Genomic DNA, 20,305 nt, shown 5'->3' with positions numbered 1-20,305 from the left:
GTTTGGAGCAAGCATTGGGCAATATCTACCTTTCACATAACAATATCGTTTCTTCGCTGGGGTTTTCTACCAAAGAGGTGGTTTCCAAAATTGAAAAAGGAGTTTCTGGGTTGAATCTTGTTGACGATTCATCTGTTTTTTCAGAACCGTTTTGTGCTTCTTTGGTTGATACGGAAAAGCTTCAAAAAGCATTTTCAAATTTACAATCACCTGAGAATTTCACCCGATTGGAGCAAATGATGATTGTTTCACTTGATAAGGTGATAAAAGCTTCAAATATCAAATTGAATGAAAGAGTTGGCTTAATCGTTTCAACCACTAAGGGAAATATTGACGCTTTGGATGAAAACAATTCATTTGAGGCTGAAAGAGCGTATTTAGGGAAACTCGGTGCTCAAATCAAAATCTTTTTTGGATTTCAAAATGAGGCCATAGTAGTGTCAAACGCCTGTATATCTGGCTTGTTGGCCGTAGCTATTGCAAAAAGGTATATTAGCTCCGGAATCTACGACCATGTATTTATTGCAGGTGGGGATATTGTTTCCGAGTTTACCTTATCTGGATTCCATTCCTTTCAAGCCTTAAGTAATGCGCCTTGCAAGCCCTATGATGCCAACAGAACAGGTATCAATATTGGTGAAGTTGTGGCTAGTGCTTTGGTTACCAAGGAAGATTCTAATCTGTCCGAAGACGCCGTGGTGGTTTTGGGTGAAGGTTCGTGTAACGATGCCAACCATATTTCGGGCCCGTCGCGAACTGGCGAAGGTTTGTACAGAAGCATTCAATCAGCCATGCGACAAGCTAAAGTTAGCTCAGGAGAGGTGGATTATATTTCAGCCCACGGCACGGCTACCCCATATAATGATGAAATGGAGGCAATTGCTTTTAATCGTGCTGGACTTCAGAAAGTGCCTATGAATAGCCTAAAAAGCTATTTTGGTCACAGCTTGGGAGCGTCAGGTTTGGTTGAAACCATTGTAGGTATGCAATCTTTAGCCAACAATACGCTTTATCCCTCCTTGGGTTTTGAGACGCTTGGTGTTTCTCAACCGATTAATGTCATCGAAGAAATAACACATACGCCATTGAACCTATTTTTAAAAACGGCCTCTGGTTTTGGAGGTTGTAATTCTGCCATATTATTTAAAAAAGCACTGTAAGCATGTCAAACCAATCTATAAAAGCCATAGACGCCATTCAGGAAGCTCAAAAAATTGCTTTCGCCCCATTTGTATTCCAAGCGGTGGTAGCATTGCGAAATTTGGGGATTTTGAATTATATCTTTAAAAAAAGACGAAAAGGTGGAGTAACCATTGAGCAAATTGCAAACGATTTGGAAATTAGCGAATATGGTATTGGTGTGCTTTTGGAAATTTCAGAAACCTCAGACATTGTCATCAAAAACGACGAGGGCAAATATGAACTGACGACGATCGGCTACTATTTGGCCTATCACGAAACGGTAAACGTCAACCTCAATTTTACCAATGAAGTTTGCTATAAAGGACTATTTCATTTAGAAGAAGCCATAAAGACGGAGAAGCCATCAGGGCTAAAGGAACTGGGGAATTGGCGCACCATTTACGACGGCTTATCCCAAATGACACCCTTGCAACAAAAATCATGGTTTGAGTTTGACCATCATTATTCGGATGATATTTTTTCTGAAGCTTTAGATATCGTCTTCCAAAAAGAGCGAAAATCCATGTTTGACATCGGGGCGAATACGGGGAAATTCACCATAAAGTGTTGTAAACACAATGAAAATGTAGGGTTGACGATGATTGATCTCCCCGGTCAATTGAACAAAGCTGTTGAAAATGTAAAAAGTGAAGGCTTCGACAATCGCGTAAAAAGTTATGAAATTGACTGGCTTTCGGAAAACCCAAAAATTCCTGAGGGCGCGGATACGATTTGGATGTGTCAATTTTTAGATTGCTTTTCAAAAGACAATATTTTAAAGGTACTCAAAACCTGCACTGATGCAATGGATGAAGACGCGGAATTGATTATTGTGGAAACCTTTACGGATAGGCAGAAGTTCGAAAACGCCAAATTTATCTTGGAAGCCACTTCGCTTTATTTTACTGCCCTAGCCAACGGTAAATCCAAAATGTACAAGGCCACAGAGTTTAAAGAAATTGCGAAAAATGCGGGATTGGAGCTTAAGGAAGACATAGCAATTGGTGAGTACCACACTATGTTTACGTTCAACAAAAACAAGAATGGGGCAGTTGTTTAAAATCAAATCATATTGCCATATTAAGGATAATCAGGTGGTTTTGAACGGAAGGACTTTGCACGAGCATGCTGACCTTTCGTTCGCTGATTTTATAAAAACAGTGTACCGAAGCGAGCAAACGCAATATCCAAAGTTTTTTAAAATGGATAATTTATCAAAACTTGCGTTTCTTACAGCTGATATTCTTTTGAATCATGGAAATGACCGCGAACGCGGTGAAAATATAGCCATAGTTTTTTCAAATAAGGCTTCAAGTTTAGATACCGATAGAAAACATCAGAAAGCTATTCAGGATAAGGACAATTATTTTCCCAGCCCGGCGGTTTTCGTCTATACGCTCCCCAATATTTGTATTGGCGAGATTAGTATCAGGCATAAACTTTATTCTGAAAATAGTTTTTTTATCTTTGACGCGTTTAATGCCGAACATTTATCGGTGTATTCAAATACATTATTGTCTCAAAACAAGGCTGATGAGGTATTGTGCGGATGGGTGGAGTTTGATAATGAGAACAATTACCACGCCTTTATTTATTTAGTGTCGAAAGAAGGCAATATGGAAAATAAAAAACAGGAAATAAACGAACTATTCAAAATATAAATATGGACGCTTTAAAACAAGAATTGAAGGAATTTATTATTGAGCAATTAAATTTGGAAGATGTTGCTGTGGAGGATATTGCAAATGACGATGCCCTATTCGGTGATGGTTTGGGATTGGATTCTATTGATGCATTGGAGCTTATCGTAATGCTGGACAAAAACTATGGTATAAAATTGACTGATCCAAAGGAAGGGCGTGCTATTTTTGAATCCATAGATACCATGGCGACATATATTTCAGAACACCGCACAAAATAAAGCGCACCTTTTGGGGAGCAAAAATTGCAAATGGGTAAAGGGATTGCTATAACAGGTATGGGCATTATTTCTGCAATTGGAAACAATGTAGAAGAAAATTACCAATCCCTAATTACCAGTAAAAAGGGTATTTCTCGTGTGTCTAAAATCCAGACTAACCATGTAAACGATATTATGGTGGGTGAAATTGATGCCACAAATCAAGAGTTGGAACATCAATTGGGTTTGTCTCCGGAAAACAACTATTCTCGTACCGGTCTATTGGGTGTTATTGCAGCAAAGCAAGCTTTAAAAGATGCCGGCATAACCAACTTGGGGACTTATAAAACGGGCTTGGTGTCTGCTACTAGCGTCGGTGGGATGGACATGACCGAACGCTATTACTACGAATATTTGGAAGGTGGCCCAGTTAAGAAATATATTGAAAGCCATCATGCCGGGGATTCCACTCAAAAAATTGCCAATCAGATTGGACTGGATGAAAGTTTGGTCACCACAATCAGTACGGCGTGTTCTTCAGCGGCAAATGCCATTATGCTCGGCGCACGTTTGATAAAATCTGGCCAATTGGATAGGGTGATTGTGGGCGGTACGGACTGTCTTTCGAAATTTACCATCAATGGGTTTAAAACGTTAATGATTCTATCGGATACCTACAATAATCCATTTGATGAAAACAGAAAAGGTTTGAATTTAGGTGAAGCCGCCGCGTATTTGGTTTTGGAATCGGATGATATTGTTTCCAGTGAAAACAAAAACGTGTTGGCCTATGTGAAAGGTTACGGAAATGCCAACGATGCATATCATCAAACAGCCTCTTCCGACCATGGTGATGGAGCTACACTAGCCATGCAAAAGGCATTGGATATAGCAGGATATAGCCCAAAAGATATTGATTATATCAACGCCCACGGCACGGCCACGGGGAATAACGATTTGTCTGAAGGGCGAGCGTTCATCAGGGTTTTTGGTAATAAGGTGCCGGTTTTTAGTTCGACAAAAGCCTACACTGGGCATACCTTGGCTGCGGCAGGAGCTATTGAAGCGGTTTACTCTATTTTGGCACTTCAGAACAACGTCATTTATCCAAATTTAGGATTTAAGACGCAAATGAAGGAGTTTGAAATTATGCCTCAAACTGAATTAAAGCACCAACCTTTACAAACGGTAATGTCTAATTCTTTCGGTTTCGGAGGGAATTGTTCCACCATTATTTTTTCAAAAGAACAATAAATGAAGAGGGTTTATATCAATAGCGTGGCTTCCATTTCAGCTCAAAAGACTTATGATAATTCAGAGTTTTTGAATGAAATTGTGGATTACGAAGACAATGTTATTGGAGCGGTGAACCCAAGTTATAAGGAATTTATACCCCCTGCGGCTGCGCGTCGCATGGCGAAAGGCATAAAAATGGGAGTGGTGACTTCAAAAATTGCGATAAGTGAAGCTGGTATAGAAACGGTTGACGCTATCATTTCTGGAACTGGGATGGGATGTTTGCGTGATTCTGAGAAGTTTTTGAGTGCTTTGATTGATAATGACGAACAATATTTGACACCAACATCATTCATTCAATCCACGCACAATACAGTTGGTGGCCAGATTGCGCTGGAACTGCAATGCAAAGGGTATAATTTTACTTACGTACATTCCAGCAATTCTTTTGAATCTGCGCTTTTGGATGCCAAATTGCAGTTAGAAAATCAGGAAGCAAACAATATCTTAGTGGGTGGTGTTGATGAAAATGCGGACCATACGATTGCCGTGCACAGGGTTGTTGACCATATTAAATCGGAAAAGGTTACTCTCGCGGGACTACTCAATTCTAATACAAAGGGAGCTGTTTTTGGCGAAGGGGCTAATTTTTTTGTGGTTTCAAATGAAAAACATGAGGAAGCTTACGCCGAATTAGTCGGGATAAAACTATACAATACCCTGCAAAAGGAGCATGTGGCTGAAGAAGTAAAGACCTTTCTGGAGGAAAATGGTTTGTCCGCCACTGATATCGATGCTGTGGTTTTAGGCAACAATGGGGACGTTGGTTTTGATGGCTATTACGAGGTTTTAGCTGAAAACATGTTTAAAGAGACACCCCAGATGTATTACAAACATCTTTCAGGGGAATTCAATACGGCATCGTCCTTTGGATTTTGGCTGGCTTCAAAAATTTTAAAAACACAATCGATTCCTCAAGTTGTCAAATTAAATGACGTTGAGGTTTCTTCTTTAAAAACGGTATTGTTGTACAATCAATATCGTGGTGAAAACCATAGTTTTACACTTCTAAAGCAATGCTGAAATTTAGAACGGTAAATACCATTTTCACGTTACTTATAATTGGTTTTTTACTGGGTGTTACAATTTTAAAATTTTCGATTTGGTGGATTTTTCTTATAGCATTGGTTTGGTTGGTGATTACGGTTTTGGGCTCTGCCAAAATTGGTTGGAACTATCATTTTGAATCCAAAAATTCGAATTATCAGGTTACTGAAAATCGAGTAGCAATTACCTTTGATGATGGCCCGCATCCCGAATTTACACCGAAAGTTTTAAAATTATTGGATTCGTTTAACGCAAAAGCCTCATTTTTCTGCATCGGAAAGCACATCGAAGCACACCCCGAAATTGTTAAAAACACCATTTCCAAAGGACATACCATTGGTAATCACACATATTCCCATTCCAATAGCTTTGGGTTTTTTTCAACAGAAAAAGTAACCGCCGAATTGGAAAAGACTAATGCGGTAACAAAAACAGCAACAGGGTATTCCCTTAAATTGTACCGGCCAGCGTTCGGCATAACCAATCCAAACATCAAACAGGCACTAAAAACAACGGGTCTGCAATCTATCGGTTGGAGTAAACGTTCTTTCGATACGACTGCCTTAAATGAGAATCAAATTTTAAGTCGCATCACTAAAAACCTGAAAAAAGGGGATGTTATTTTGCTACACGACACGAGCCAAAAAACGTTGAACGTTTTGGAACGGTTATTGTTATTTTTGCAGGAACGCAATTATGTGTCCGTTACCGTGGATACGCTTTTCAATATTAAGGCCTATGAATAAGCTAATATATCTGTTATTTTTCCTTGCGACTTTTGCGATGGCGCAAGCACCTATGTATGCTAACGGAGCCATGGAACTGAAAAACCAGGCAACGACATTATCAGCTTCTGTCAAGAGTATTTCGAGTGATTTTGTGCAATATAAACATTTGGATTTTTTGGATAATGATATCAAAACCTCTGGAAAACTTCACTTTAAAGCACCTAATCTTGTAAAATGGGCTTATGTTGACCCATTTAAGTATTCCATTTTGTTCAAGGATAAAAAGCTGTTTATTGATAACGAGGGTAATAAAAGCAAAGTTTCCATAGGAAGTAGCAAGGTGTTTGAACAGTTGAATGAGTTGATTATCAGCAGTGTAAAGGGAGATATGTTTGATGATGAAAAATTCACCATTGCATATTTTAAGGAAAACAAGAAAAGGCAGGCCCATTTCACCCCAAAGGATGCCGATATGGCTAAGCTATTTAAAAAGTTTATATTGACTTTTGATGCTAAGGGCGATGTGGTCCAAGTGAAAATGATTGAACCATCTGGCGATTACACCACGGTAGATTTCATAAATAAAATCCTTAATCAGCCTATTAATGACGCGGTTTTTACTCCTTAGTGCTTTGTTGTTGGCCGTGGGATGTAAGTCCTATCCGGTGAAGCACAATTTCCAAAAGGTTGATTTAGAGCAGTCGATTCAGAACCCTTATTTCTCAGATGGCTCAAAAGATTATGTTTACAGAAGCAACATTGAGGTTTATGGCAAGACATTTGGAGGAATTTTTATTGTGAAAAAATTGGGTAAATCGAACCACAGGCTTGTGTTCACTACAGAATTGGGTAACAAGCTTTTTGATTTCACTTTTGAAAACAATGATTTTAAGGTGAACTATGTGATGGACGACCTCAATAAAAAAATGTTCATCCGTACCTTAAAAAGGGATTTTGAAATTTTAATTAAGGAACATCCAAAAACTTTCGAAACCTTTACTTTGGACGAGACCACTATCCATAAAGCGATAATTGAGGATGCTCCAATATATTATTACAATAAAGAAGGGCTCTATCAAATTGTAAAAACCTCCAAAAGAAAAGAAAAGGTTCGGTTTTTGTTTACCCAAATTAGTGGTAATTTTGCCGATAAAATAGAAATTATTCATTCAAATATTAATCTGAAGATTACCCTAAAATCTATTTAGTCATGAAAAAACTACTTATTGTTGTTATTCTTTTAATAAGCTCTATAAATGCGTTTGCACAGATTGAACTAAGCCCAGGAATAAGAGGAGGCGTAAATTTTGCTAACATCACAAATACCGCTTACGATGCAAAGACGGATTTTTATATTGGTGCATTCGGAGAAATCAAGTTTGCTAATTTTTATGCCCTGCAACCTGAAGTTACCTATTCCAGACAAGGGGCAAAATCAAGGTTGTCCAGTGGAAGCGATATCGAAATTCAGTACCTCGCCATTACCATAGCCAATAAGTTTTCTCCTTTTCGGGATTTAGGGCTTCATGCAATTATTGGCCCTACGTTTAATTTTAAGCTTGCTGATAACGCCGTTGCAGAGGCCTATGAAGGCTTTGATATTGGCTTTATGGGGGGCTTGGGTTACGAACTTCCTTTTGGATTGGCCATTGAAGCTAGATATATTATTGGTTTTGTGGATATTTTAGGCTCCAATATTAATAATACCGTTGCCTTTGATGAACTTTACGTTAATAAAGTGTTTCAAGTTGGAGTAGCTTACAAGTTCAATTTTAAAAGATAAGAATGATGAAAAAGTTATTCCTTCTTTTAATAGTGGTGATATCTTGGGCCAATGCAGTGGCTCAAGTTAAAGTGAGGCCAGGCTTAAAACTGGGTTTGAATTCAGCCAAATTGACTAATGTATATCAATCCGAAAGAAAACTTGGGATAAATGGCGGGCTGTTTGTCAATGTTCATTTAACCAGATTTTATGAATTGCAGGTAGAAGCGGGATATTCCAATCAAGGAACGGGTTATAAGTCAAGTCGTTCTGGTGGTTTTGATCCCATTATAGATGGTAATTTCAGTGATGACATAAACTTGGAATACCTTTACTTTGGGATTGCCAATAAATTCTTTCCCATTGAAAATAACGGTTTAAACCTTATTGTAGGGCCTTCAATAGATATTTTGGTTTCTGAAAACCCTAACGATTTTTATGTTCCTTTTGATTTTGGATTGTTTGCCGGTGTAGGCTATGAATTTGCATTTGGATTGGGATTGGAGCTAAGATATAAACAAGGCTTTTTGGACGTTCGTGATAGTTACTGGTCGGGTTTTGATGATGATGAATATGATTTTTTTGATGGGGATAATGTGTTAAATGGGGTCGTGCAATTAAGTGCAACCTATAGATTTGGATTTTAAATAAGATTATAATGAAACGAGCAGTTTTAATTTTTGCACTAGTGGTGTGTGCTTCTGGTGCATTTGCCCAGTCAAAAGTGTCTTTTGGGTTTAGAGGTGCTGTTAATTTAGCCACACTTTCCAATTCAGATTTGGATACAAAAACCGGACTATATTTCGGAGCGATTTTACCGATTAGAATTTCGGATATTTATACGTTGCAACCCGAAGTTGGATATTCCAATCAAGGAGGGGATGCGGGTATTTCATCCGGAGGAGATGTTGATATTCACTATATTTCGATTACAATAACAAATAAGTTTTTCGTAAAATACTCCGGTTTCAATTTTATCATTGCGCCAAGTTTCGATTTTGATACCGATGATACGTTCATCGGTCTAGCCAATAGGGTAGAAGGTAATGATGTTACTTTTATAGATATGACTATTGGGCTAGGCCTGGGGTATCAATTTAGTAACGGTATTGGGCTTGATTTTAGATATAAACGTGGGCTTATTGATGTTTTTTCAGATACTTTTCATAGCTTTAATTCCGAGCAATATGAACTGGAAAACCAGTTTAATACGCTTTTTCAACTAGGAATAATCTATCAATTTAGTTTTTAGGATGCAGTTAAAGGATTTTTACAAAGTAAATGAATTGAATGTTGAGGAGAGTTTGGCTAAAGCCAATATTACCATCAACAAAGACCATCGTATTTTTAAGGGACATTTCCCTGGAAACCCTGTTACGCCGGGAGTTTGCATGATGCAGATTGTAAAAGAGCTTACAGAGGAAATTGTGGGTTCAAAGCTCTTTATGCAATCCTCAAGCAACGTTAAATTTATGGCTATCATAAACCCTGAAAAAACACCTGATTTGGATTTAACTTTGGATATATCGAAAACGGAAGAAGGCTACAAAGTGAAGAATACAGTAGTTTTTGGGGAGACTCCGGCACTAAAATTGACGAGTAATTTTAGGGAATTATAAGAAAGAATGAAGTTTTTGGTCACATATTGTTTATGTTTTATTGTGCTGGTTTCTTTGGATTTAAGCGTGATACGTAAGGCGTATAAAGGTGCGGCACAAAACGCAAAGGAAGTTGATGCATTTTATGAAAGTTTGGCTAACGTCTCTAAACAAGACCGCCCGGAATTAGTGGCCTATAAAGGTGCCGCCATTGCCTTAAAGGCCAAGAAGTCTAAAACCCTTAAAGCAAAAAAGGACGGCTTTATTGAAGGTGTAGAATGGGTGGAATTTGCTATTGAACAAGCCCCAAATAATGTGGAAGCCCGCTTTATAAGATTGAGCATACAAGAAAACACACCAAAATTATTAAAGTATAAATCCAATATTGAAGAGGACAAGGGGTTTATTTTAAAACAGTTTAATAACATTGGTTCCACTTCATTGAAAAACTACATAAAGGATTACATTTTGCACTCCAAAGTCTTTACGGATGAAGAAAAATCATTAATTTAGTTTTATTCGAAAACTACGCTTTGTGACCAACCCAACCTTAACCCAAAACATAAAACACTTAAACGTTTGTGTGTTGATTCCAACATACAATAATGAACGCACTTTAAAACGCGTTCTTGACGGTGTTTTAGAAATTACCGACAGGGTAATCGCAGTGAATGACGGCTCTACGGACAACACAAAAAATATATTAGAAGGCTATCCCCAGATAGAAAAGGTTTACATCCAAAAGAACAAAGGGAAGGGCAATGCGTTGCGTGAGGGTTTTAAAAGGGCAGTGGAACTTGGATACGATTTCGCTATAACTATTGATTCTGACGGGCAACACTTTCCGGAGGATATTTCGGTATTTATGGGTGAACTAGAACGTTCCGAAAATAAAAATATGCTTTTAATTGGTGCGCGAAATATGAGCCAAGAAGGTGTTCCCGGTAAAAGCAGTTTTGGAAATAAGTTTTCCAATTTTTGGTTTTGGTTTGAAACTGGAATCAAACTTACTGATACACAGTCTGGTTTTAGATTGTACCCCCTAAAAGCTATAGATAAACTTAGATTAGTAACCAATAAATTCGAATATGAAGTTGAAGTTATGGTAAAGGCGGCTTGGGAGGGTATTGAGGTAAAGAACGTCCCCATCCAAGTGCTTTATGATGAAAACGAACGGGTATCGCACTTTAGGCCTTTTAAGGATTTTACCCGAATCAGTATTCTCAATACCTATTTGGTGTTTTTGACATTGGTCTATATCAAACCGCGAAGCCTATTTAGGAAACTAAAAAAAAAAGGATTTAAGCAGTTTTTCGTTGAGGACTTTTTAGGAAGCAACGATACTCCAACAAAAAAGGCACTGTCGATTGCACTGGGGGTATTTATAGGCCTGTCTCCCTTTTGGGGATTTCATACAGTAATCGTTATTTTTTTGGCTATTTTTTTAAGATTGAACAAGGTAATTGCATTTGCGTTTTCCAATGTAAGTTTGCCTCCTTTTATTCCGTTTGTACTTTATGCCAGTGCCAAAATGGGTCAGTTTATTATGGGGGTGGATTATAATTACACCCTCGAAATGTTCCAAAACAATTTTGAGATTACCGAGCATTTAAAAACATATATAGTCGGGAGTTTTACCCTGGCGTCCTTTAGTGCCCTAATTTGCGGTACTCTGGGCTTTTTAATTTTGTCCGTATTCCATAGAAATCGCGTAGCAATTAACAATGGGTAGATGGTTTTATGGCATATATAGTTTTATTGCTTCAAACAGACTAAAAAGTTTAGGTGTAATACTGTTGTTATTTACCGCAGTCGCGTTTTTGGCCATACGAATTGAATTTGAGGAAGACATCACCAAGCTAATCCCCCAAACCAAAAAATCCGCGCAAGTCCAAAAGGTATTAAAACAGGTCAACTTTGCTGATAAAATAATTGTAAATATTTCCCGAGGGGAAACCGGTAGCGTCGAGGACTTAACCAATTACGCCTCTACTTTTTTAGATAGCATTATGGATACTTCGGAGGCCTACATCAAGCAGGTTCAGGGGTATGTTCAGGATGAGGAAATTAACAATACGATTGATTTTGTCTATGATAATTTGCCCCTTTTTCTGGAAGAAGCGGATTACCATGTCATTGAGCAAAAACTGCATTCGGATAGCATTCAAAACATCACACAAAACAATTATAAAACCTTGGTTTCGCCCTCTGGTTTTATTGCCAAAGAAACCATATTAAAAGACCCGTTAGGTATCACTTTTATGGCCTTAAACAAACTGAAAGGTCTAGGTTTTGGAGATGATTTCACCATTGAAAACCAATTTTTATTAAGTAAGGATAAAAATCATATCCTACTATTTATAACCCCAACTTTTCCGTCCAGTGAAACGGATGCCAACGCTGATTTTGCCTCAGCGCTGTATCGACTGCAAGACCAATTGAATTCCAAATTTGAGTCAAAGGCCTCCTGTGAATATTTTGGAGGGGCATTGATTGCAGTGGCCAACGCAAATCAAATCAAAACGGACATCCAATTAACTGTGGGCATAGCAGTTACGGTCTTGTTGCTCATCCTTGTCCTCTTTTATAAAAAGCTGGTTATTCCATTGATTTTGTTTTTGCCTACTGTTTTGGGAGCTTTGGTGGCTATAGCTTTGCTGTATCTTTTACGTGGGCGGATATCCGCCATATCCCTTGGTATTGGGTCAATTTTATTGGGCGTTACCCTAGATTATGCCCTTCATATTTTGACCCATATTCGGTCTGGGCATACCATAAAACAGTTGTACGCTGACATCGCCAAACCAATTTTGATGAGCAGTTTGACCACCGCCCTAGCCTTTTTATGCTTGCTTTTTATCAAGTCTCAAGCCCTTCAGGATTTGGGGGTTTTTGCTGCAACAAGCGTTCTGTTTTCATCGGTGTTAGCCCTAATTCTAATACCTCAGCTTTATAAATCTAAAGTGGTTTCGAAACAAAGGGCTACTGTTATTGATCGTCTTGGGAACTTTCCGTTTCATAAGAAAAAATGGTTGATTGGTTCGATAGTCATTCTTTTGGTAATCAGTTGTTTTACCTACAATAGAGTCGTTTTTAATAACGATTTGAATACCCTTAACTACCAACCCGAGCATTTGATGAATGCGCAAAATAAGCTGGACCAACTCATCAATATGTCCTCAAAATCGGTGTATTTGTCAACGTATGCAGATACCCAACAAGAGGCTCTCGAACAAAACGATACTATTTTCAAAATGCTCGAATCTCTTCAAAATGAAGGGAAAATCATCCAGTTTAGTTCCATTGGGTCATTGATTGCGTCCACAAGACTGCAAAATGAAAAGATAAAAACTTGGAATGCATTTTGGTCTGAAGCCAAAATTGAAAAAGTTAAAAACGATTTGATTCAAAGTGGTAGTGCGCTGGGGTTTAAGCCTGTCGCGTTCTCAATCTTTTATCAGACCTTGAACGCCGATTTTAAACCTTTGAAAGTTGAAGATTATCAGTCCATCAAAACGATTTCTTCCGGAGATTATATTTCCGGAACGGAAGAATTTGCTACGGTTACCACCTTGGTAAAGGTGCAAGATAAAAATCTGGAGCTTCTAGTGGATTCTTTCGAAAATCGGCATAACACTGTAGTTATTGATAGAAAAAATATGAACGAAACTTTTTTGGGCAATCTTAAAAATGATTTCAACAGGTTGATTTTATATTCCTCAGTTGTCGTTCTAGTGCTACTTCTTTTATATTACAGAAGTCTTTCATTGACGGTGGTTACCGCGCTGCCAATTGCACTTACCTGGTTGCTGACCGTTGGAATCATGGGACTTTTCGGTCTAAAATTCAATATTTTTAACATCATCATCTGCACTTTTATTTTTGGGCTCGGTATCGATTATTGCATTTTTATTACCAACGGCTTGTTACAGGAATACAGGACCGGGGAACGAGAATTGCCAATCAGAAAAATTTCCATCATCCTTTCCGTAATTACCACTTTGCTGGGGATTGGGGTGCTCATTTTAGCAAAACATCCGGCACTTTTCACGATTTCAGCCGTGTCCGTGGTAGGTATTTTGTCGGCTTCAGCCATGGCGTTTACAATGCAGCCTTTGTTGTTTAAGTTATTTATCGGTACCAAAACGAGACGTCCTATTTCTATAAGAGAGTTTGTCCACTCTTTGATTTCCTTTGGATACTATGGGATTGGAGGTTTGATTTTGTCGATACTCAGCGTAAGCCTAATACCTATTATTCCCATATCCAAAAAGCTTAAAATGAAGGTGTTCCATAGGGTGCTTTCAAAGTTTATGAAATCCGTGTTGTACACCAATCCTTTTGTGTCCAAAACGGTTTTAAATCCTTTTAAAGAAGATTTTAAAAAACAGGCCATCATCATTGCTAACCACACCTCTTTTCTTGATATTTTAGCTATGGGGATGTTACATCCTAAAATCATTTTTTTAGTGAACGATTGGGTGTATAATTCCCCGATTTTTGGACGGGCCGTAAGGTTAGCCGGGTTTTATCCTGTGTCCAGCGGCATAGAAAGCGGGGTGGAGCATTTACAGAAAAAGGTAAATCAAGGCTATTCCTTGATGGCATTTCCGGAGGGAACACGTTCAACAACCAACAAAATAAAGCGGTTTCATAAGGGGGCTTTTTATCTCGCAGAACAGTTCAATTTGGATATTCTTCCGGTACTGATTCATGGTAATTCAGAAGTGTTGCCCAAAGGCACTTTTGTAATTAAAGATGGTAGCATTACACTAAAGATTTTGAAGAGAATACCCTTCAATGATGAAGCTTTTGGCAAAACTTACCGGGAGAAAGCTAAAGCCATTAGTGTATTTTTTAGGAATGAACATGCTAAGCTACGTGAGGAAATTGAAGGAGAAGCCTATTTCCATAATTTGGTTTTGGAAGACTTTAAATATAGAGGGAAAGCGATTTATGATAGTGTGAAAACGGATTTAGTTGAAAATACTAAAGTGAATAAAACCCTTATAGATGATTTGCCTGAAAAGGGTATTTTTGTTACTATTTCAAAGGACATAAGTCCATTGTTTTTTTTAATGGCCCTGGATAGTCCGGACAGGAAAATATTTTCTTTTATTGAAAATGAGGCGCATCGAGAGTTGATGAATAACTGTGTTCTTACCAATACGTCGTATAAAGTGTATATAAAGGACAGCCTTGACGGGATAGATATTAAAAACACTGATGTTTTTGTAATTGATAAAAAGCATATAGAGGAGAGTTTGTTAGAAAATTTGGTAGGTAGTGGAAAACTTTTCGTGTTATTAAATGAAAGTGTGAAATTATATACTAAGTTTATGACATCTTTGGGATGCGAGCAGGTTATGGTTAAAAGTAATATGGCCGTTTTAAAATCATGATATTTTGAAGTACAAGGATCATTACGATGTTGTAATTATGGGAAGCGGGTTGGCTGGTCTCGTCTCCGCGATCATTTTGGCGAAGGAAGGAAAAACTGTCTGTGTTCTTGAAAAAAACAACCAGTACGGGGGCAACTTGCAAACCTTTGTCCGCGATAGGACTATATTTGATACGGGGGTTCACTACATTGGTGGCCTAAGCGAGGGGCAGAATTTACATCGGTACTTTTCATATATTGGAATTATGGAGGATTTGTGCTTTCATAGAATGGATGAGGATGGATTTGACATTATTTCTTTTGATGACGACCCAAAAAAATATAGGCACGCCCAGGGCTATGAGAATTTCGTGAAACAATTGGCAGTTGATTTTCCAAGTGAAGAAGAAAATATAAGAGCCTATTGCAAAAAGTTACAGGATACTTGCAATAAGTTTCCACTTTACGTTCTTGAAAAAGGACCGTCTCATTATGCAGACCCTGATATTTTGAAGCTTTCGGCAAAGGACTGCATCAATTCTTTTACCAAAAACGAAAAATTAAGGGCTATTTTGGCCGGAACTAATTATTTATATGCTGGGGAAGCCGATAGAACTCCTTTCTATGTGCACGCCTTGTCAACCAATTCATATATACAAAGTTCGTATCGATGCATTAAAGGGGGTAGTCAAATTACTAAGGTATTGATTCGACGTTTAAAGGAACTGGGAGGCGATACCTACAATCACCATGAGGTTAATCGTTTTGATTTTGAAAATGGAAAAATTGCCTCGGCTATTACAACGAAAGGCATTGAAATTCGTGGGGATTTGTTCATTTCCAATTTTGAACCAAAACGTACTTTAGAATTAATAGGGGAGGATAAGTTCAGGAAATCCTATGTTAATCGCATACGGAAAATCGAAAGCACAATTGCACCATTTACGCTTTATATTGTTTTGAAACCTCAAACCTTCAAATATCAGAATAGGAATTTTTATCACTTCAAGGACCATAAAAGAGTATGGGATACATTGGATTATGAGGAATCAAACTGGCCGGAAGCCTATATGATGTCCATGGGTATAAAAAATGAGGAAAGTGTTTATGGAGACAGTATTGCCGTAATGACCTACATGAAATACGATGAGGTTTTGCCATGGGAAGAAACTTTTAATACCGTTGCCAATGAAAATGATAGAGGCCAGACCTATGAGCAATTCAAGACGGAAAAAGCTGAGCTTTTGATAGATGAACTGGAGAAAAAGTTTCCTAATATTAGAGATTGTATTCAGGCATATTATACCTCTACGCCATTGTCCTACAGGGATTATATCGGTTGCAACCGAGGTTCCATGTATGGCTATGTTAAGGACGTAAACAAACCTTTGCATTCTTATCTCGCACCAAAAACTAGAGTTAAAAACCTTTATTTAACGGGTCAGTCCATCAACATGCATGGCATTTTGGGGGTAACGATTAGTGCAGTTGTAACCTGTGCTGAAATTTTGGGTAAAGACTATTTACTGGATAAGATAATAATGCACCAAAAAGAACAAGTGAATTAAAAGGAATAGCTATGGCAAAATTCAAGTTGAAGCCCATAGAAAGGGTAAAGAATATTACCAAGGAAGAATTTGTTCAAAACTATTACAAGCCTCAGCGTCCTGTTTTAATTGAGGGCTTGACCAAGGATTGGGGTGCTAATGAAAAATGGAGTTTGGATTATATCCAATCTATGGCTGGGGATCAGGTTGTACCATTGTATAATAACCAAACGACTAAAGGAAAGCAAAAGTCAGCCGAACCGGTTACCGAAATGAAGCTATTTGATTATATCGAGCTTTTAAAAACCAAACCTACCGACCTGCGTATTTTTTTCTATGATGTTATGAAAAAGATGCCGAAGCTCCTTGAGGATTTTAGTTACCCTAACATAGGGATGAAGTTTTTTAAGCGTTTGCCCGTGCTATTCTTTGGAAGCAAGGGTTCTCAGGTACTGGCCCATTATGATATGGATTTGGCCGATTTGTTGCACTTTCATTTTCATGGTACCAAGCGCGTCTTGTTATTTCCACCTGAACAAACCAGGTTTTTATATAAAATTCCATACGCAGTCCATAATCTGGAAACCATCGATATGACCAATCCCGATTTTGAAACCTATCCAGCTTTAAAACATGTTGAAGGCATTGAAGTCACTATGAAACATGGGGAAGCTTTATACATGCCCAGCGGGTATTGGCATTTTGTCGAGTATCTGGATGCTGGTTTCTCCATGACTCTTAGAGCGTTTTCTAAAAAGCCAAAGGTGGCACTAAACATGCTTTACAATGTCTTTTTTATGCGTCATTTTGAAAACAGAATGCGCAAATGGAAAGGTCAAAAGTGGATTGATTATAAAGATAGGAAAGCCGTGAAACGTACCCATAAAGCACTCAGGGATTTAGAATGAAAATCGTTTTACGCAAAATACGTTTTGCCTTTTTAACGGGCATATCCCTTGTAGTACTTTCTTGTGGCGTTTCCAAATCCTTGAAGGATGTGCCCGAGGTGGCGCAATATGATGCCTCTACGGCAGAGCGAATTTCCGTAAACGATTCCACCTTCACTTCGGGGAAAAATAGTTTTGCGAAAAACAAATATGGCGCATGGGAACTTTACGTTGAGGGCAACCCCTATCAATTAGGTTTAAATACAGGGATTTTGACTAAAGAGTTGTTTGAATTTCAGGAAAACGCTTTTTTAAGTAAAGTGAATGAATTGGTGCCCTCAAAGTTTAAGCAGTGGTTGCTCAGAAAAATTTTGGCATTTTATAATCGGAAAATGTACCTCCACATTCCAGAGGAATATAAAACAGAAATCTATGGGCTGTCAAAATATGCAGGGGATGACTATGACCACATTGCTGATGACTATTTAAGGGTTTTATACCTCCATGGCGCGCACGACATCGGGCATGCGCTTCAGGATTTGGCTTTGGTGGGATGTTCCTCTTTTGCCGCCTGGGGCGATAAAACTAAGGATGGTCAACTCCTTATCGGCCGAAATTTTGATTTTTATGCAGGTGACGATTTTGCCAAAAACAAAATCATTGCATTTGTCAATCCCCAAAAGGGTCATAAATTTATGTCCGTCACTTGGGCAGGAATGATTGGGGTGGTTTCGGGAATGAACGAGCATGGGCTTACGGTGACCATCAATGCAGGAAAATCAAAAATCCCATGGATTGCGAAAACACCAATTTCCATCCTTAACCGGGAAATTTTGCAATATGCGTCAAATATTGAAGAAGCTATAGCTATTGCGAAAAAGCGGGAGGTGTTTGTGTCCGAATCCATTTTTATAGGTTCAGCCAAGGATAAAAGAGCTGTTATTATTGAGGTTTCGCCTAAAAACTTTGGGGTTTATGAGGTGGAGAATTCAAATGAACTTATTTGTTCCAATCACTTTCAAAGTGAAGCTTATGCCGAAGATGAAAACAATATCTTGCACAAAAAGGAAAGCCACTCCGCCTATCGATATCAGCGCATGGAAGAATTATTGGATCATGCAAAAAAGATGAATGTTGAAAAAGCTATTGCAGTTTTAAGAAACAGGGAAGGGATTGATGATAAATCTCTGGGCTATGGCAATGAAAAGGCCTTAAATCAGTTGAGAGCGCATCACGGGATTGTATTTAAACCGGAGGAAAGACAAGTTTGGGTATCCTCAAACCCTTATCAGTTGGGAGCCTTTGTAGCCTATGATTTGGATGAGGTGTTTGCCGGTAAGTTGCCGAAATGGGGCTTTTTAAACCAAAAATTGATTGTTAAGGAAGATGAGTTTTTATACTCCCAGGCCTATGAGGATTACGAAACCTACAGAAAATTGAATCGTGATATGCAACAGGCCATTAAAACAGATAAAACAGTACTTCCCGAAACCATTGAGGCTTTTAAAAAAAGCAATCCCGACTTTTGGGAAACCCACTATCAAATAGGAAAATATTATTATGAAAAAGGGTATTTTAGAGCGGCTTTAATTGCATTTGAAGAAGCTAAATCCAAAGAAGTAACTACAGTTCCAGATTTGAGAACTTTAGATATTTATATCAAAAAAATAAAGAGAAAATTAGATTGATGATTCCTGATATAGAAAAATCTTCGACTGCGGACATTAGGGCGTTCCAAGAAAAAAAACTTGTAGAGACTTTGGCATATTTGAGCAAAACATCCAAGTTTTATAGGCGACATTTTGAGAAGCACAATGTGGATATAGCAGAGATAACATCGTTAGAATACTTATCGAAAATCCCGACAACTACAAAGGAAGATCTTCAGTTGTATAATGACGATTTTATATGTGTGCCACGCAATAAAATTATCGATTATGTAACCACATCGGGTACTTTAGGAGACCCTGTTACTTTCGCATTAAGCGACAAGGATTTGGATAGGCTTGCATACAACGAGGCTATTTCGTTTGCTTGTGCCGGTATTGGAGAAAATGACGTGGTACAGTTGATGACCACTATGGATAGACGGTTTATGGCTGGACTGGCTTACTTTTTGGGTGTCCGAAAATTGGGTGCGGGAATTGTTAGAGTAGGTGCGGGTATTCCCGAACTGCAATGGGACTCCATTCTAAAGTTTAAACCAACGTATTTAATTACCGTTCCATCGTTTCTTTTAAAGCTCATTGCTCATGCCGAAAAACATGGTATCGACATAAATAATTCGGGAGTGAAAGGCGCTATTTGCATTGGGGAACCGTTGCGTGAGCAGGATTTTTCATTAAATACGTTATCCAGTAAAATTCTGTCCAAATGGGACATAAAACTATATTCAACTTATGCTTCAACAGAAATGAATACGGCATTCACGGAGTGTGAATATCAAATTGGAGGGCATCATCATCCGGAATTAATCATTCCCGAAATTTTGGATGATAATGATAATCCGGTAGAGCAAGGTGAAATAGGGGAATTAACTATTACGACATTGGGGGTAGAAGCGATGCCATTACTGCGTTTTAAAACTGGAGATATGCTTAGGATGCATCATGAGACCTGCAAATGCGGAAGAAATACACCTCGGTTAGGGCCAGTTTTAGGACGAAAAAAGCAAATGATTAAATATAAGGGAACAACCCTGTACCCACCTGCGATGGGTAATATTTTGAACGATTTTAGTGAAGTAGATTGCTATATTATCGAAATATCGCATAACGACATTGGTACGGATGAAATCACATTGCGGATTAGCGCCAAGACTATTTCCGAGCAGTTGTTGCATAATATAAAGGATCATTTTCGTGCAAAACTAAGGGTTACCCCGAAAATTCAATTTCACAATAAAAAGGAAATCCTTGCCATGCAGTTTCCTGAAATGAGTAGGAAGCCAATTAATGTAATTGACAAAAGGACTTAAA

General features: G+C 38.2%; 20 protein-coding genes. All 20 read left to right on the top strand.

The window, feature by feature from the left end:
* Nucleotides 1-2: 2 nt before the first annotated feature.
* From ACFSR8_RS11670 to ACFSR8_RS11575, 20 genes are read left to right on the top strand one after another with little or no spacing between them, the layout of a single operon-like run.
* Nucleotides 3-1,160: a beta-ketoacyl-[acyl-carrier-protein] synthase family protein gene (locus tag ACFSR8_RS11670; RefSeq protein WP_380292228.1), complete on the top strand. Its 1,158-nt coding sequence runs from the start codon at nt 3-5 to the stop codon at nt 1,158-1,160.
* Between the two features lie 2 nt (nt 1,161-1,162).
* Nucleotides 1,163-2,242: a methyltransferase gene (locus ACFSR8_RS11665; RefSeq protein WP_380292226.1), complete on the top strand. Its 1,080-nt coding sequence runs from the start codon at nt 1,163-1,165 to the stop codon at nt 2,240-2,242.
* The gene (locus ACFSR8_RS11660; protein ID WP_380292224.1) at nt 2,226-2,843 is read left to right on the top strand and encodes a 3-oxoacyl-ACP synthase; all 618 of its coding nucleotides are present in this window, start codon (nt 2,226-2,228) and stop codon (nt 2,841-2,843) included. The genes ACFSR8_RS11665 and ACFSR8_RS11660 overlap by 17 nt, the downstream gene beginning before the upstream one ends.
* A gap of 2 nt (nt 2,844-2,845) precedes the next feature.
* Nucleotides 2,846-3,103, top strand: coding sequence for a phosphopantetheine-binding protein (locus ACFSR8_RS11655; RefSeq protein ID WP_186558204.1), 258 nt, complete (start codon nt 2,846-2,848; stop codon nt 3,101-3,103).
* Nucleotides 3,104-3,133: 30 nt separating this feature from the next.
* Nucleotides 3,134-4,336 (top strand): beta-ketoacyl-[acyl-carrier-protein] synthase family protein, encoded by a 1,203-nt coding sequence (locus ACFSR8_RS11650; RefSeq protein ID WP_380292222.1) that lies wholly within the window; start codon nt 3,134-3,136, stop codon nt 4,334-4,336.
* A complete protein-coding gene (locus ACFSR8_RS11645) occupies nt 4,337-5,401 on the top strand; it encodes a beta-ketoacyl synthase chain length factor (protein ID WP_380292220.1) in 1,065 nt (354 codons plus the stop codon).
* Nucleotides 5,395-6,171: a polysaccharide deacetylase family protein gene (locus tag ACFSR8_RS11640; RefSeq protein ID WP_380292218.1), complete on the top strand. Its 777-nt coding sequence runs from the start codon at nt 5,395-5,397 to the stop codon at nt 6,169-6,171. The genes ACFSR8_RS11645 and ACFSR8_RS11640 overlap by 7 nt, the downstream gene beginning before the upstream one ends.
* Nucleotides 6,164-6,781: a LolA family protein gene (locus ACFSR8_RS11635; protein WP_380292216.1), complete on the top strand. Its 618-nt coding sequence runs from the start codon at nt 6,164-6,166 to the stop codon at nt 6,779-6,781. The genes ACFSR8_RS11640 and ACFSR8_RS11635 overlap by 8 nt, the downstream gene beginning before the upstream one ends.
* Nucleotides 6,759-7,361 carry a hypothetical protein gene (locus ACFSR8_RS11630; protein WP_380292214.1) on the top strand — a complete coding sequence of 201 codons (603 nt, stop codon included), beginning with the start codon at nt 6,759-6,761 and terminating at the stop codon, nt 7,359-7,361. Before ACFSR8_RS11635 ends, ACFSR8_RS11630 begins: the two co-directional genes overlap by 23 nt.
* Before the next feature lie 2 nt (nt 7,362-7,363).
* Nucleotides 7,364-7,936: a porin family protein gene (locus ACFSR8_RS11625; protein WP_380292212.1), complete on the top strand. Its 573-nt coding sequence runs from the start codon at nt 7,364-7,366 to the stop codon at nt 7,934-7,936.
* 2 nt (nt 7,937-7,938) lie between these two features.
* Entirely contained in the window at nt 7,939-8,562 is a 624-nt protein-coding gene (locus tag ACFSR8_RS11620; RefSeq protein WP_380292210.1) for a porin family protein, read from the top strand.
* An 11-nt stretch (nt 8,563-8,573) separates the two neighbouring features.
* Nucleotides 8,574-9,167, top strand: coding sequence for a porin family protein (locus tag ACFSR8_RS11615; RefSeq protein WP_380292208.1), 594 nt, complete (start codon nt 8,574-8,576; stop codon nt 9,165-9,167).
* 1 nt (nt 9,168) lies between these two features.
* A complete protein-coding gene (locus ACFSR8_RS11610) occupies nt 9,169-9,534 on the top strand; it encodes a 3-hydroxyacyl-ACP dehydratase (protein ID WP_380292206.1) in 366 nt (121 codons plus the stop codon).
* 6 nt (nt 9,535-9,540) lie between these two features.
* Nucleotides 9,541-10,026 carry a hypothetical protein gene (locus ACFSR8_RS11605; RefSeq protein ID WP_380292204.1) on the top strand — a complete coding sequence of 162 codons (486 nt, stop codon included), beginning with the start codon at nt 9,541-9,543 and terminating at the stop codon, nt 10,024-10,026.
* A 22-nt stretch (nt 10,027-10,048) separates the two neighbouring features.
* The gene (locus ACFSR8_RS11600; RefSeq protein ID WP_380292202.1) at nt 10,049-11,245 is read left to right on the top strand and encodes a DUF2062 domain-containing protein; all 1,197 of its coding nucleotides are present in this window, start codon (nt 10,049-10,051) and stop codon (nt 11,243-11,245) included.
* Nucleotides 11,238-14,915, top strand: a complete 3,678-nt coding sequence (locus tag ACFSR8_RS11595; protein ID WP_380292200.1) for an MMPL family transporter — start codon at nt 11,238-11,240, stop codon at nt 14,913-14,915. Before ACFSR8_RS11600 ends, ACFSR8_RS11595 begins: the two co-directional genes overlap by 8 nt.
* 4 nt (nt 14,916-14,919) lie before the next feature.
* The gene (locus ACFSR8_RS11590; protein WP_380292198.1) at nt 14,920-16,461 is read left to right on the top strand and encodes a phytoene desaturase family protein; all 1,542 of its coding nucleotides are present in this window, start codon (nt 14,920-14,922) and stop codon (nt 16,459-16,461) included.
* 11 nt (nt 16,462-16,472) lie between these two features.
* A complete protein-coding gene (locus tag ACFSR8_RS11585; RefSeq protein WP_380292196.1) occupies nt 16,473-17,348 on the top strand; it encodes a cupin-like domain-containing protein in 876 nt (291 codons plus the stop codon).
* Nucleotides 17,345-19,015: a C45 family autoproteolytic acyltransferase/hydolase gene (locus tag ACFSR8_RS11580; protein WP_380292194.1), complete on the top strand. Its 1,671-nt coding sequence runs from the start codon at nt 17,345-17,347 to the stop codon at nt 19,013-19,015. Before ACFSR8_RS11585 ends, ACFSR8_RS11580 begins: the two co-directional genes overlap by 4 nt.
* Complete coding sequence (locus tag ACFSR8_RS11575; protein ID WP_380292192.1) at nt 19,015-20,304, top strand: phenylacetate--CoA ligase family protein; 1,290 nt, start codon at nt 19,015-19,017, stop codon at nt 20,302-20,304. Before ACFSR8_RS11580 ends, ACFSR8_RS11575 begins: the two co-directional genes overlap by 1 nt.
* Nucleotide 20,305: the final 1 nt, after the last annotated feature.

It is taken from the genome of Hyunsoonleella rubra, from assembly GCF_042684665.1.
Classification (GTDB): domain Bacteria; phylum Bacteroidota; class Bacteroidia; order Flavobacteriales; family Flavobacteriaceae; genus Jejuia; species Jejuia rubra.
Note: the sequence above shows the minus strand (reverse complement) of the source record. Positions and strands in the feature narration are given on the sequence as shown.